The organism is Duganella sp. Root198D2 (genome assembly GCF_001428585.1).
Classification (GTDB): domain Bacteria; phylum Pseudomonadota; class Gammaproteobacteria; order Burkholderiales; family Burkholderiaceae_D; genus Rugamonas.
Genome location: NZ_LMIC01000003.1, coordinates 59,955 through 73,771 on the forward strand (window position 1 = coordinate 59,955; position 13,817 = coordinate 73,771).

Annotated in this window: 11 protein-coding genes; all 11 read left to right on the top strand. The window is 67.7% G+C overall.

Translation table 11 applies throughout. From position 1 onward, the window contains the following. Positions 1-3 precede the first annotated feature (3 nt). Genes ASE26_RS05335 through ASE26_RS05385 form a run of 11 tightly spaced genes read left to right on the top strand, consistent with a single transcriptional unit; the run spans position 4 to position 13,810 of the window. A complete protein-coding gene (locus ASE26_RS05335; protein WP_055926928.1) occupies positions 4-1,032 on the top strand; it encodes an XrtA/PEP-CTERM system-associated ATPase in 1,029 nt (342 codons plus the stop codon). Next, complete coding sequence (gene wecB, locus ASE26_RS05340) at positions 1,029-2,159, top strand: non-hydrolyzing UDP-N-acetylglucosamine 2-epimerase (protein WP_055926926.1); 1,131 nt, start codon at positions 1,029-1,031, stop codon at positions 2,157-2,159. Before ASE26_RS05335 ends, wecB begins: the two co-directional genes overlap by 4 nt. A gap of 2 nt (positions 2,160-2,161) precedes the next feature. Beyond that, positions 2,162-3,007 carry an XrtA system polysaccharide deacetylase gene (locus tag ASE26_RS05345; protein ID WP_055926924.1) on the top strand — a complete coding sequence of 282 codons (846 nt, stop codon included), beginning with the start codon at positions 2,162-2,164 and terminating at the stop codon, positions 3,005-3,007. Continuing rightward, complete coding sequence (locus ASE26_RS05350; protein WP_082507168.1) at positions 3,004-4,230, top strand: FemAB family XrtA/PEP-CTERM system-associated protein; 1,227 nt, start codon at positions 3,004-3,006, stop codon at positions 4,228-4,230. The genes ASE26_RS05345 and ASE26_RS05350 overlap by 4 nt, the downstream gene beginning before the upstream one ends. Positions 4,231-4,233: 3 nt before the next feature. Next, a complete protein-coding gene (locus ASE26_RS05355; protein ID WP_055926922.1) occupies positions 4,234-5,478 on the top strand; it encodes a TIGR03087 family PEP-CTERM/XrtA system glycosyltransferase in 1,245 nt (414 codons plus the stop codon). After that, on the top strand, positions 5,475-7,022 hold the full coding sequence (gene xrtA / locus ASE26_RS05360; protein WP_082591294.1) for an exosortase A: 1,548 nt from the start codon (positions 5,475-5,477) through the stop codon (positions 7,020-7,022). Before ASE26_RS05355 ends, xrtA begins: the two co-directional genes overlap by 4 nt. A 9-nt stretch (positions 7,023-7,031) precedes the next feature. Continuing rightward, a complete protein-coding gene (locus tag ASE26_RS05365) occupies positions 7,032-8,201 on the top strand; it encodes a TIGR03088 family PEP-CTERM/XrtA system glycosyltransferase (RefSeq protein ID WP_057245719.1) in 1,170 nt (389 codons plus the stop codon). Then, a complete protein-coding gene (locus ASE26_RS05370; RefSeq protein WP_055926918.1) occupies positions 8,189-10,084 on the top strand; it encodes an XrtA/PEP-CTERM system amidotransferase in 1,896 nt (631 codons plus the stop codon). The genes ASE26_RS05365 and ASE26_RS05370 overlap by 13 nt, the downstream gene beginning before the upstream one ends. Positions 10,085-10,086: 2 nt before the next feature. Continuing rightward, positions 10,087-11,301, top strand: a complete 1,215-nt coding sequence (locus ASE26_RS05375) for a TIGR04063 family PEP-CTERM/XrtA system glycosyltransferase (RefSeq protein WP_055927339.1) — start codon at positions 10,087-10,089, stop codon at positions 11,299-11,301. Further along, a complete protein-coding gene (locus tag ASE26_RS30450; protein ID WP_229207077.1) occupies positions 11,298-12,443 on the top strand; it encodes a glycosyltransferase family 4 protein in 1,146 nt (381 codons plus the stop codon). Before ASE26_RS05375 ends, ASE26_RS30450 begins: the two co-directional genes overlap by 4 nt. After that, positions 12,440-13,810 carry a phenylacetate--CoA ligase family protein gene (locus ASE26_RS05385; protein WP_057245720.1) on the top strand — a complete coding sequence of 457 codons (1,371 nt, stop codon included), beginning with the start codon at positions 12,440-12,442 and terminating at the stop codon, positions 13,808-13,810. Before ASE26_RS30450 ends, ASE26_RS05385 begins: the two co-directional genes overlap by 4 nt. Positions 13,811-13,817: the final 7 nt, after the last annotated feature.

The following is a 13,817-nucleotide window of genomic DNA, read 5'->3' on the forward strand; positions in this document are numbered from 1 at the left end:
CTCATGTACGAAAGCTATTACGGGCTCAGCGACAAGCCCTTCCGCCTGCGGCCCGACCCGCATTTCTTCTTCGGCAGCAAAGGCCATAAACGGGCCATGGCTTACCTGGAGTACGGCCTGTCGCAGGGCGAGGGCTTCATCGTCATCACCGGCGAAGTCGGGGCCGGCAAGACCACGCTGGTGCGCAACCTGTTCAACCAGATTGCGTCGGACAAGATCATCACCTGCCACCTGGTCAACACCCACCTCAATTCCGACGACGTGCTGCGCGGCGTGGTGGGCGGCTTCGGCCTGCCTTGCGAGGACACGGCCAGCAAGACCACCCTGCTGGGGCGCCTGGAAGTCTTCCTGCGCCAGTGCGAACAGGACGGCCGGCGCGCCCTGCTGGTGGTTGACGAAGCGCAGAACCTGACACCGAAAGTGGTGGAAGAATTGCGCATGCTGTCCAATTTCCAGACCGACGAGAAATCGCTGCTGCAGACTTTCCTGCTGGGCCAGCCGGAATTCCGCGCCACCCTGCACAGCCCCGGCATGTCGCAGCTGCGCCAGCGCGTGATCGCGACCTACCACCTGGGCCCGATGGACAGCAGCGAAAGCAATGCCTATATCGAGCACCGCATGCGCACCGTCGGCTGGCGCGGCAACCCGCACCTGACGCCGGCCGCCTATGCTGCCGTGTTCCAGTACACCGGCGGCATCCCGCGCAAGACCAACCACCTGATGGACCGCCTGCTGCTGATGGGCTTCCTGGAAGAGATGCAGGAGTTCACCGATAGCGACGTCGACACGGTGATCCGCGATATCGCGCAGGAATTCCAGCCGCCGCCGCCCGAGGCGGCGCCCGCCGATGGCGCTATTGGCGCGCCGCACGCCGCCGGCGGCGCCGACCTGGCGTTCGGCAGCCCGTACCCGGCGGTGCTGGACGAACGCATGATGCGCGTCGAGAAATCCCTGGCGTCGGTGCTGTCGATCCTGAAGAAGATCGTGCGTTCGCCTTCGTCTTACAACATCCACCAGGACAGCAACGAATGAGTGCCTTCCGTATCCTGTGCGTCGTCGGCGCGCGCCCGAATTTCATGAAGATGGCGCCCATCATGGCCGCCTTCGCCCAACTGAAGCCGCAGGTCGAGGCGCTGCTGGTGCACACCGGCCAGCACTACGACGTGGCCATGAACCAGCAGTATTTCGACGCGCTGGGCATCCCCAGCCCGGACATCAACCTGGAAGTCGGTTCCGGCAGCCATGCCCAGCAGACCGCCGACGTGATGAAGCGCTTCGAGCCGGCCATGGATGAAGTGCGGCCGGCTGCCGTGCTGGTGGTGGGCGATGTCAACTCCACCATCGCCTGCGCGCTGGTGGCGGCCAAGAAGGGCGTGCCGGTGATCCACGTGGAAGCGGGCCTGCGCAGCTTCGACCGCGCCATGCCGGAAGAAATCAACCGCCTGCTGACCGACCAGCTGTCCGACCTGCTGTTCACCACCGAGGAGAGCGGCGCCGACAACCTGGCCAAGGAAGGCATCGCCGGCGGGCGCGTGCACTTCGTCGGCAACGTGATGATCGATACCCTGCGCGCCAACCTGGCGCGCGCCGTCCCGGCGCCGCGCATCGCGGCCGATGCCGGGCGCCCCGACTTCAAGGCCGGCCAGGGCGAATACGCCGTGCTGACACTGCACCGCCCATCGAATGTGGACGACAGGGCTGTGCTGCAAGGCCTGCTGGAAACGGCCGCCAAAATCTCCGAGCGCACGCCGGTGATCTTCCCGGTCCACCCGCGCACCCGCGCCACCATCGAGAAGTTCGGCCTGAGCCACCTGCTGGACCGGCCGGAAGTGCTGCTGCTGCCGCCGATGGGCTACCTGGAGATGCTGGGCCTGATGAAGGATGCGCGCGTGGTGCTGACCGATTCCGGCGGCATCCAGGAAGAGACCACTGCGCTGGGCACGCCGTGCATCACGCTGCGCCACAACACCGAGCGCCCGATCACGGTCGACGAAGGCACCAACACCATTGCCGGCAACGACCCGGCGCACATCCTGGCGGCCTATGAGGCGCAGCTGGCCGGCGCCGGCAAGGCCGGCCGCATCCCGCACTTCTGGGACGGCCGCGCCGCCGAGCGCATCGCCGCCATCGTGCTGGACTGGCTGAAGGCGCGGGGCTGAGCATGGGCGCGGCCGTTCGCAATGCGATGACCATCGACGTGGAAGACTACTTCCAGGTATCGGCGTTCGCGCCGCACATCAGCCGCGAAAGCTGGCCGCAGCGCGAGTGCCGGGTGGAGGCCAATATCGAGCGCGTGCTGGCCATCCTGGACGAGGGCAAGGCCAAGGGCACTTTCTTCACGCTGGGCTGGATCGCCGAGCGCTATCCGGACATGGTGCGCCGCATCGTGGCCGGCGGCCATGAGCTGGCCAGCCACGGCTACGGCCACCTGCGCGCATCCGACCAGTCGCGCGCGCAGTTCATGGACGATATCTCCAGCAGCAAGCGGATCCTGGAAGACATCGGCGGCCAGCAGGTGCTGGGCTACCGCGCACCGAGCTTCTCGATCGGCCCGGCCAACCTGTGGGCGCTCGACGTGCTGCAGGAAGCGGGCTACCGCTACAGTTCTTCGATCTACCCGATTGCGCACGACCATTACGGCATGCCGGATGCGCCGCGCTTCGCCTTCCACCCGAACGGCGAGCAGGGCCTGCTGGAAGTGCCGATCACCACGGTGCGCGTGGGCCAGCGCAACCTGCCGGCCGGCGGCGGCGGCTATTTCCGCCTGCTGCCGTATGCGCTGTCGCGCGGCATGATGCGGCGCGTGAACAAGGCAGATGGCCAGCCGGCCATCTTCTACTGCCACCCGTGGGAGCTCGATCCGGGCCAGCCGCGCCCGGCAGGGCTGGGACTGAAGACGCGCTTCCGCCATTACGTCAACCTGCACCGCATGGAGTCGCGCATCAGGGCTCTGACGCGCGATTTCGCGTGGGATCGCATGGACCGCATTTTCCTGGGGCAGCCATGACGTCGATTATCGAAGCGGCGGCGGAACGCCGCGCGGCACGCGCCAAGGCGGAAGCGGAAGCGGCCACTGCGCTGGCGGTCGCTGCCGGGAAACCGCCAGGCCCGGGCCAGGCCCAGGGGCCGGAGCCGGACAGCGCGACTGCCCCGGACGGGTGCCAGGCACGGGTGCCTGACAGCGGCTTGCCGGTTCTGGTGCAGCTGCTCGGCAGCGGCGCCGACGAGCGCGCGCGCTGGGACGCCTTCGTCCAGACCTGCCCCGACGCGACCTTCTTCCACCGCAGCGGCTGGCAAACCGTGATCGAACAATGCTACGGCCACCCGACCTGGTTCTTCTATGTGGAAGAAGGCGGCGTGATCACCGGCGTGCTGCCGCTGGCCCGGATGAAAAGCCGCATGTTCGGCCACTACCTGGCCGCGCTGCCGTTCTGCGTGTACGGCGGCGTCGCTGCCATCACCGATACTGCGCGCCGGCTGCTGGACAAAGCCGCCGAAGAACTGGCCGCTGCGCTGGGCGTCGGCCACCTTGAGTACCGCAACTACGCGCCGGCCCACCCGGGCGACGCGAAATGGCAGGGCAAGGACCTGTACTACACCTTCCGCAAGGCGATCAGCGGCGACGACGAAGAGAATCTGAACGCCATCCCGCGCAAGCAGCGCGCGATGGTACGCAAGGGTATCAAGCTGGGCCTGCAGGGCGAGGTGGACGACAATGTCGACCGCATGTTCAGCGCTTACGCGCACAGCGTGCACCGGCTGGGCACCCCGGTGTTCCCGAAAAAATACTTCGCCCTGCTGAAGCAGACCTTCCGCGACGATTGCGAGGTGCGCGTCATCACGCAGGACGGCAAGCTGGTGGCCGGCGTGCTGAGCTTCTTCTTCCGCGACGAAGTGCTGCCTTACTACGGCGGCGGCATGGACCTGGCGCGCGAGGTGGCCGGCAATGACTTCATGTACTGGAACCTGATGCAGGCGTCCGCCGCCAACGGCTACCGCATGTTCGATTTCGGCCGCAGCAAGAAAGGCACCGGCGCCTTCGACTTCAAGAAGAACTGGGGTTTCACGGCGCAGCCGCTGCCTTACGAATACCAGCTGTTCGCCGCCGACGCGCTGCCGGACGTGAACCCGCTGAACCCGAAATACCAACTCTTCATCAAGCTGTGGAAGGCAATGCCGCTGCCGCTGGCCAATGCGCTCGGCCCTTTCATCGTCAAGAACCTGGGGTAAATCGTGGAAGACCTGCTGCTGCTGGTGCATCGCATGCCCTATCCGCCCAACAAGGGCGACAAGATCCGCTCCTGGCATTTGCTCAAGCACCTGGCGCAGCGCTATCGCGTGCACCTGGCCACCTTCGTCGACGATCCGGACGACTGGCAGCATGTGGCGGCGGTGCAGGCGCTGTGCGCCTCCTCGCATTTTGCCGCGCTGTCGCCGCGCGCGGCGCGCGTGCGCAGCCTGGGCGCCGTGCTGCGCAACCGCTCGCTGTCCTACGACTACTACCGCGACGCCGGCCTGCAGGGCTGGGTCAACCAGGCCATGCAGCAGCACGGCATCGACCGCATCGTGGTGTTTTCCTCGCCCATGGCGCAATATGCCGAAGCCTGGCCGCAGGCAAGGCGCGTCATCGATTTCTGTGATGTCGACTCCGACAAATGGCGCCAGTACGCCGGGCGCAAGCCCTGGCCCGCCAGCGCGCTGTTCGGCTACGAAGCCAGCCGCCTGCTGCGCTATGAGCGGCGGATTGCCGCCGCTTTCGACGCCGCGCTGTTCGTCTCGGCGCCGGAAGCGGAACTGTTCCGCACCCTGGCGCCGGAGAGCGCGGCCCGCACCGGCTGGTTCAGCAACGGCGTCGACACGTCCTATTTCGCGCCGGGCGAACTGGCCAATCCATATGCTCCCGGCGACAAGGCGCTGGTGTTCTGCGGCGCCATGGATTATTGGCCCAACGTCGATGCCGTGCAATGGTTCGCGGCCGAAGTGCTGCCGGCGCTGCGCGCGCGCGACCCGGCCGTGCGCTTCGTGATTGTCGGCGCCCGCCCGGCGGCCGAAGTGCAGGCGCTGGCTGCGCAACCGGGCATCACGGTGACCGGCACCGTGCCGGACGTGCGGCCTTATGTTGCGCATGCCACGCTGTCGGTGGCGCCGCTGCGCATCGCGCGCGGCATCCAGAACAAGGTGCTGGAAGCGATGGCGATGGCAAAAGCCGTGCTGGTCACGCCGCAGGCGCTGGAAGGCATTGATGCCGGCAGCGGCCGCGAGCTGCTGCTGGCCGACGGGCCGCAGCAATGGATCGCCGCGGCCGGCGCCGCCCTGGCCGGGCCGCCGGCCGCGCTGGCATCGCTGGGCCAGGCTGCCCGTGCGCGCGTGCTTGCGGCCTACAGCTGGGATGCCCGGCTGGCGCCGCTGGACCATATGATCGAAACCCCGGTTGCGCAGCCAGCTGGCGCAGCCCCAGCCCTTTGGAACCCGGCATGAATACCGTCCCTTCCACCGGCCCGGCCGCAGCCCCCGGCGCGGCGCCCGGCCCTGTAGCTGCCGCCCGCAATGCGCTGCTGGTGGCACTGGTCATGCTGCTGCCGCTGCTGGTATTCCATAAGACCGCGCTCAGCGTGGCCGAGATCTGGGAGCGCTCGGAAACCTTTGCGCACGGCTTCCTGATCCTGCCGCTCAGCTTGTGGCTGGTGTGGCGCCAGCGGGCAGTGCTGCAGCAGCTGCCGCTGCAGCCATGCTGGCCGGCCATGCTGCTGCTGGCCGGCTGCGGCGCCGCCTGGCTGCTGGCCGACCTGGCCGATGTCGGCATCGTGCGCCAGTACGCCCTGGCGGCCATGCTGCCGCTGACCGTGCTGGCCGTGCTGGGCCGGCGCGTTGCCGGCGCGCTGCTGTTCCCGCTGGCCTTTATCCTGTTTGCGGTGCCGGTAGGCGAAAGCCTGATCCCGCCGCTGATCGACCTGACCGCCAACTTCACCATCGATGCGCTGCGCCTGACCGGCATCCCGGTCCTGCGCGACGGTAACAGCTTCTCCATCCCCAGCGGCAACTGGTCGGTGGTGGATGCCTGCAGCGGCTTGCGCTACCTGATCTCCTCGATCACGCTGGGCTGCCTGTTCGCCTACCTGAGCTATCGCACCATGTGGCGCCGCGTCGCTTTCGTGCTGGCCTCGATCGTGGTGCCGCTGCTTGCCAACGGCGTGCGCGCCTACATGATCGTAATGATGGGCCACCTGAGCGACATGACGGTAGCCGTTGGCGTCGACCACCTGATTTACGGCTGGGTATTCTTCGGCATCGTGATGCTGCTGCTGTTCTGGGTCGGCAGCTTCTGGCGCGAAGACGGCCCGGCCGGCGCCGAAGCGCCGGCCAGTGCCGGCCCGCTGCTGCCGCTGCCATGGCGCGCGCTGGCCGGCGGCGCTGCCGCGGTGCTGGCGGTGTTGCTGGTGTGGCCGGCGCTGGCAGCGCGCGCCGACCAGCCCGCGCCGCTCCTGCCGCAAGCCCGGCTGGTGCTCGATTCGCCCACCGCGCCTGGCCAGCGCTTCACCGCCTGGCAGCCCGACTACGCCCCGGCCAGCAGCGCGCTGCGCCAGTACTTCGGCGGCAGCCACCCGGTCGGCTTGACGGTGCTGTTCTACCGCGACGTGCCGGGCGGCCCCAAACTGGTCAGCACGAGCAACCGCTTCAGCCCCGGCAAGAGCGAGTTCCGCGAAAACAGCGCCGACCTGCGCGACGAGCATTTCGGCGGGCGCCATATGGCCGTGCGCGAGGCGATGCTGGGCGGCGAAGGCCGGCGCCTGCTGGTGTGGCAGTGGTACTGGGTCAACGGCAGCATGACCAGCAGTAATTATGTTGGCAAATTGTTACAGATCAAGGGCAAACTCCTGTCCGGCAACGGCGACGGTGCGGCCGTGATGGTATTCTCGCCCTACGATGAAGACCCCGCCGTGGCGCGTGCCGCCATGCGTGCCTTCCTCGATAGCAACCTCGTTCCGCTGGACCAGGCCCTGGCCCGCACGCGGCGACCCTGATTCCTGGCCATGAACGACATTCCTCTCATCGTCCACCTGACGTATGCGCTTGATTTTGGCGGCATGGAAAACCTCATGGTCGAACGCATCAACCGCATGCCGGCGGAGCGCTACCGCCATGCCATCGTGTGCCTGACGCGCGTCAACCCGGACTTCGTCAGGCGCATCAACAAGGCCGGTGTTGCCGTGCACACGCTGGGCAAGCAACCCGGCCTGTCGCTGGCCACGCACGGCGTGCTGTGGCGCCTGCTGCGCGCGCTGCAGCCGGCCGTGCTGCACACCTATAATTTTTCGGCCATCGAATATGCGCCGGCGGCGCTGCTGGCGGGCGTGCCGGTGCGCGTCAACGGCGCCCATGGCCGCGACCATACCGATCCGGACGGCAGCAACCGCAAGCACAATTTTCTGCGCCGCCTGATGCTGCCGTTCTACGACGTGTGCTATGCCAATTCGGCCGCCATGGAGCAGTGGAACCGCGACGTGATCGGGGTGCCGCCGGCCAAGAGCCGCATGCTGGCCAACGGCATCGACGCCGAGCGCTTCCGCGTGCGCGGCGAGCGCGAGGCGCGGCCTTTCTTCAACGGCGGCGAGATCGTGATCGGCGCCGTCGGCCGGGTGCAGGACGTGAAAGACCATGCCACCCTGATGGATGCCTTCCTGCTGCTGCGCGAGTTGCTGCCGCAGCAGCGCGAGCGCCTGCGCCTGGCGGTGGTCGGCGACGGCCCGCTGCTGCAAAAGCTGCGCGACAAGGCCGCGGCAGCCGGCATTGCCGACGCGGTATGGCTGCCGGGCGCGCGCAACGACGTGCCGGACATCCTGCGCAGCTTCGACGTGTTCGTGATGTCCTCGATTGCCGAGGGCACGCCCGGCTCGGCGCTGGAAGCGATGGCCAGCGGCCTGCCGGTGGTCGGCACGCGCGTGGGCGGCATTCCGGAAGTGATCGAGAACGGCGTCACCGGCCAGCTGGTGCCGCCGTCCAATGCGCCGGCCATGGCCGCCGCACTGAAGCACTATGTGGAAGCACCGGCGCTGGCGCGCCGCCACGGCCAGGCGGGCCGCGAGCGGGTGCTGCGCAAATACAGCATGCAGGCCATGGTGGCCGGCTACCAGGACATGTACGACAGCTTGTGCGAACGCAAGCTCAAAATCAGAAAGCCAGTACCATCATGTGCGGAATAACAGGGATCATGGATGCGCGCGGCGGGCGCGCGGTGGACGAGGCGCTGCTGCGCCGCATGAACGACACCCAGCACCACCGCGGGCCTGACGAAGGCGATACCTACATCGAACCGGGCGTGGGCTTCGGCCACCGCCGCCTGTCGGTGATCGACATCGCCATGGGCCAGCAGCCGCTCGGCAACGAGGACGGCAGCGTCATGGTCTGCTACAACGGCGAAATCTACAATTACCGCGAGCTGACCGCGCAGCTCAAAGAGCTGGGCCACACCTTCAAGACCAGGAGCGACACCGAAGTGATCGTGCACGCCTGGGAACAGTGGGGCGAAGATTGCGTGCACCACTTCCGCGGCATGTTCGCCATCGGCCTGTGGGACCGCAACAAGCAGGTGATGTTCCTGGCGCGCGACCGCCTGGGCGTCAAGCCGCTGTACTACGCCATGACGCCGGACGGCTGGTTCGCCTTCAGTTCGGAACTGAAGGCGCTGCGCATGCATCCTTCGCTGCCGCGCGAGATCGACCCGCAGGCGGTGGAGGATTATTTCGCCTACGGCTACGTGCCGGAGCCGAAGACCATCTACCGCGGCGCGCTCAAGCTCTCGCCCGGCTTCCGCCTGACGCAAAAAGTCGGCGCGCCGCTGGCGGCGCCGCAGCAGTTCTGGGACGTGCCGTTCAAGCTGCACGAGAAAATGACCGAAAGCGACGCCCAGGGCGAGCTGGTGGAGCGCCTGCGCGAAGCGGTCAAGATCCGCCTGGTGGCGGAGGTGCCGCTGGGCGCTTTCCTCTCCGGCGGCGTCGATTCCTCCGCCGTGGTGGCCATGATGGCCGGGCTGGACGAAGGCGCCGTGCATACCTGCTCGATCGCCTTCAAGGACAAGGCCTTCGACGAATCGGAATATGCGCAGCAGGTGGCCCAGCTGTATAAGACCGACCATTTCGTGGAAACCGTCGACACCGACGACTACGGCCTGCTCGACACCCTGGCCCACCTGTACGACGAACCGTATGCCGACAGCTCGGCGATCCCGACCTACCGCGTGTGCCAGCTGGCGCGCAAGCGCGTCACCGTCGCGCTGTCGGGCGACGGCGGCGACGAGAACCTGGCCGGCTACCGCCGCTACCGCTATGCGATGGCGGAGCAGAGCGTGCGCGGGCGCATTCCGCAGGCGCTGCGCAAGCCGGTGTTCGGCACCCTGGGCCGGGTCTATCCGAAGGCCGACTGGGCGCCGCGCATGTTCCGCGCCAAGACCACCTTCGAAGCGCTTTCGCGCGACCTGGTGGAGGGCTATTTCCACGGCGTCTCGATCATGTCGGACGCCATGCGCGCGCGCCTGTTCTCGGCGAAATTCAAGGCCGCGCTGCAAGGCTACGGCGCGATCGAGGTGATGCGCGGCCACGCCGCCCGCTCGCCGACCGACGACCCGCTGTCGATGATCCAGTACCTGGACATGAAAACCTACCTGCCGGGCGATATCCTGACCAAGGTCGACCGCGCGTCGATGGCGCATGCGCTGGAGGTGCGGGTGCCGCTGCTGGACCACAAGCTGGTCGAGTGGATTTCCGGCCTGCCGCCGGAGATGAAGCTGAACGGCAGCGAGGGCAAGTACATCTTCAAGAAGTCGATGGAGAAATACCTGCCGCACGATATCCTGTACCGCCGCAAGCAGGGTTTTGCGGTACCGCTGGCGGCCTGGTTCCGCGGCCCGCTGCGCGAGCGCGTGCAGCAAGCCTTGCTGGGCCCGACCCTGGCCGATACCGGCATGTTCAACCAGGACTACCTGCGCGAACTGGTGGAGCAGCACCTGTCCGGCCGGCGCGATTACAGCGCGCCGATCTGGACCCTGCTGATGTTTGAAGCCTTCCTGAAAAAAGAGATGCAGGCATGAGTATCCGTATCCTGCACGTGCTGGACCATTCGATCCCGCTGCACAGCGGCTATACCTTCCGCACGCGCTCCATCCTGCAGGCCCAGCGTGCGCGCGGCTGGCAGACCTTCCATATCACCAGCCCGAAGCAGGGCGCCTGCAGTGCGGCCTGCGAAACCGTCGACGGACTGGAGTTCTACCGCACGCCGCCAGCCAGCGGGCCGCTGGCAAAGCTGCCGGTGTTGAACCAGGTGGCTGTCATCAACGCGCTGGCCGCGCGCCTGCTTGAAGTGGCGCGGGAAGTGAAGCCCGACGTACTGCACGCGCATTCGCCGGCCCTGAACGCCGTAGCCGCGCTGCGCGTCGGGCGCAAGCTCGGCATCCCGGTGGTGTACGAGATCCGCGCCTTCTGGGAAGACGCCGCGGTCGACCACGGCACCAGCAAGGAATGGGGCGTGCGCTATCGCCTGACGCGCGCCATGGAAACCTGGGCGCTGCGACGCGTCGACGCCGCCACCACCATTTGCGAGGGCTTGCGCAGCGAGATCATCGGGCGCGGCATCCCGGCCAGGAAAATCGAGGTGATCCCGAACGCGGTCGACATTGGCGACTTCGCAGTCGGCGGCGCGCGCGACGAAGCGCTGGCGCGGCAGCTTGGCCTGGAGGGCAGGACCGTGCTGGGTTTCATCGGCTCCTTCTACGCCTACGAGGGGCTGGACATCCTGCTCAACGCACTGCCGGCCATGCTGGCCCGGCGCCCGGAAACGCGCGTGCTGCTGGTGGGCGGCGGCCCGCAGGATGCAGCGCTGCGGGCGCAAGCCCGGGCGCTCGGCGTCGAGGACAAGGTGGTCTTCACCGGCCGCGTGCCGCACAGCGAAGTGCAGCGCTACTACAACCTGGTGGACGTGCTGTGCTACCCGCGCCACAAGATGCGCCTGACCGACCTGGTCACGCCGCTCAAGCCGCTGGAAGCGATGGCCCAGGGCCGCCTGATGGTGGCCTCCGACGTGGGCGGCCACAAGGAACTGATCGACGACGGCCGCACCGGCGTGCTGTTTGCCGCCGGCGATGCGGCAGCCTTGTCGCAGCAGGTGCTGGCGCTGCTGGAAGCGCCGCAAACATGGCAGCAACTGCGCCAGTCGGGGCGCCGCTTCGTCGAGGAAGAGCGCAACTGGACCGCCAGCGTGGCGCGCTACCGCAACGTGTACGGCAGCATCACGGAGAAGGCACTGGCATGAACGCGCCGCAGCAAGCCTTTGCCGCCGTGCCGCGCACCATGGATGCGCCGGAAGTGCAGCGCATAGCGCTGGTCGGCCCGCTGCCGCCGCCGTCCGGCGGCATGGCCAACCAGGCCTTGCAGCTGGCCGGCTTGCTGCGCGATGCCGGCATCGCCGTCGAATTCGTGCAGACCAACGCGCCCTACCGCCCGGCCTGGGCCGGCAAGCTGCGCGGGGTGCGCGCGCTGCTGCGCATGCTGCCTTATGTGGCGGGCCTGTGGCGCGCCGCCGGCCGGGTGCAGGTGTTCCATGTGATGGCCAATTCCGGCTGGTCCTGGCATCTGTTTGCGGCGCCGGCGATCTGGATCGCGCACCTGCGCGGCACCCCGGTGGTGGTCAACTACCGGGGCGGCGAGGCCGCCAATTTCCTCAAGCAGGCCGCAGCCTGGATGCGGCCCAGCCTGCGCCGCTGCGCCGCGCTGGCCGTGCCTTCTGGCTTCCTGGCCCATGTCTTCGGCCAGCACGGCATCAACTCGGTGATCGTGCCCAATATCGTCAACCTGGAGCGCTTTGCCGCCGACGCAGCGCCGCGTGCGCGCGGCGCCTTGCGCCTGCTGGTGGCGCGCAACCTGGAAGAGGTTTACGACAACGCCAGCGCGCTGCGCGCTTTCGCGCTCATCCGCCAGAGCCATCCCGAGGCCAGGCTCACGGTGGCCGGCTCCGGCCCGCTGCGCGGCGAACTGGAACAGCTGGCGCTGGGGCTGGGCGTGGCGCATGCCGTGCATTTCACCGGCCGCGTCGACACGGCCGATATGCCGGCCCTGTACCGCAACGCCGACATCATGCTGAATCCGAGCCTGGTCGACAATATGCCCAATTCGGTGCTGGAAGCATTGGCCAGCGGCGCCCTGGTGGTCAGCACCAATGTCGGCGGCGTGCCGTATGTGGTGGAAGACGGCAAGACCGCGCTGCTGGTGCCGCCGGCCGATCCGGCGGCGATGGCGCAAGCCGTGCTGCGCCTGGCCGAACAACCGGCGCTGGCCGAGGCGCTGCGCAGCGCCGGCCGCGCCAGCGTGGCGCAGTATGCCTGGTCAAGCGTCAAGCCGCGCCTGCTGGACGTGTACCGCCAGGCGCTGGCAAGCAAAGGAGGGCGCCGCCCATGATCTACACCGCCCTGGTCTCCGGCCTGCTGTTCCCGCTGCATGAAAAGCTCAAGAAGCACAGCAGCGTGGCCGTGCGCCGCCATATGGAGCAGACCCAGTACTGGCCGCCGGCCAGGCTGCAGCAACTGCAGCTCGAACGCCTGCGCGCGCTGCTGCTGCGCGCCCAGCGCCACGTCCCTTACTACCGCGCGGCCTTTGCCGGCATCGGCTTCGACGCCGCGCGCGACTTCAAGGGCGTAGCGGACCTGATGCGCCTGCCGCTGCTGGACAAGGCCGCGATCCGCGGCAATATCGACGCGCTGAAAGCCGACGACGCGCAGAACCTGGTGCGCTATAACACCGGCGGCTCGACCGGCGCGCCGCTCACCTTCTTTGTCGGGCGCCACCGCGTCAGCCACGATGTGGCGGCGAAATGGCGCGCCACGCGCTGGTGGGATGTCGATATCGGCGACCGCGAAATCGTGATCTGGGGTTCGCCCATCGAATTGGGCGCGCAGGACCGCGTGCGCATGGTGCGCGACACCCTGATGCGCACCGAGCTGATGTCGGCCTTCGCCACCACCGCGGCAGGGCTGGATGGCCATGTGCAGCGCATCCGCCAGCGCAAGCCGAAGATGCTGTTCGGCTACCCCACCGTGCTGGCGCGCATCGCCGCGCATGCCGAAGACAGTGGCATCCGCCTCGACCAGCTGGGCATCCGCGTGGCCTTCGTCACTTCCGAATGCCTGTACCAGTCGCAGCGCGAGCAGATCGAGCGCGTGTTCGGCTGCCCCGTGGCCAATGGCTACGGCGGCCGCGATTCCGGCTTCATCGCCCACCAGTGCCCGGCCGGCAAGCTGCACATCACGAGCGAAGACATAGTGATCGAGGTGCTGGACCCGGAGGGCCGGCAACTGCCGGCCGGGGAGTCGGGCGAAATCGTGGTGACCCATTTGCAGTCGGGCGATTTCCCCTTCATCCGCTACCGCACCGGCGACGTCGGCGCGCTGGACACCGAAGCATGCAGCTGCGGCCGCACCCTGCCGGCGCTGAAGGAAATCCACGGCCGCACCACCGATTTCCTGATCAACCAGGACGGCACCCTGATCCACAGCGCCGCGCTGGCCTATATCATGCGCGACCTGCCGGCGGTGCGCGCCTTTAAGGTGATCCAGGAGACCCTGGACTGGACCCGCGTGCAGATTGTGTACGACGGCCAGTTCGACGACAAGGCGCGACAGACTGTTGAAGCCGGCTTCCATGCCCGCATGGGCAAGCAGGTCCGGATCGAGGTGGAACTGGTGCCGGAAATCCTGCCGGAAAAGAGCGGCAAGTACCGCTATTGCGTGACCAAGCTGGAGACCCCATGGAACGCCTTGACGAAGTAAGCCGGGA

Excerpts from the sequence above, each read along its gene's own strand:
- ASE26_RS05385 (WP_057245720.1), top strand. The coding sequence starts at position 12,440 with ATGATCTACACCGCCCTGGTCTCCGGCCTGCTGTTCCCGCTGCATGAA.
- ASE26_RS05335 (WP_055926928.1), top strand. The coding sequence starts at position 4 with ATGTACGAAAGCTATTACGGGCTCAGCGACAAGCCCTTCCGCCTGCGG.
- xrtA (WP_082591294.1), top strand. The coding sequence starts at position 5,475 with ATGAATACCGTCCCTTCCACCGGCCCGGCCGCAGCCCCCGGCGCGGCG.
- ASE26_RS30450 (WP_229207077.1), top strand. The coding sequence starts at position 11,298 with ATGAACGCGCCGCAGCAAGCCTTTGCCGCCGTGCCGCGCACCATGGAT.
- ASE26_RS05370 (WP_055926918.1), top strand. The coding sequence starts at position 8,189 with ATGTGCGGAATAACAGGGATCATGGATGCGCGCGGCGGGCGCGCGGTG.
- ASE26_RS05345 (WP_055926924.1), top strand. The coding sequence starts at position 2,162 with ATGGGCGCGGCCGTTCGCAATGCGATGACCATCGACGTGGAAGACTAC.
- ASE26_RS05350 (WP_082507168.1), top strand. The coding sequence starts at position 3,004 with ATGACGTCGATTATCGAAGCGGCGGCGGAACGCCGCGCGGCACGCGCC.
- ASE26_RS05365 (WP_057245719.1), top strand. The coding sequence starts at position 7,032 with ATGAACGACATTCCTCTCATCGTCCACCTGACGTATGCGCTTGATTTT.
- wecB (WP_055926926.1), top strand. The coding sequence starts at position 1,029 with ATGAGTGCCTTCCGTATCCTGTGCGTCGTCGGCGCGCGCCCGAATTTC.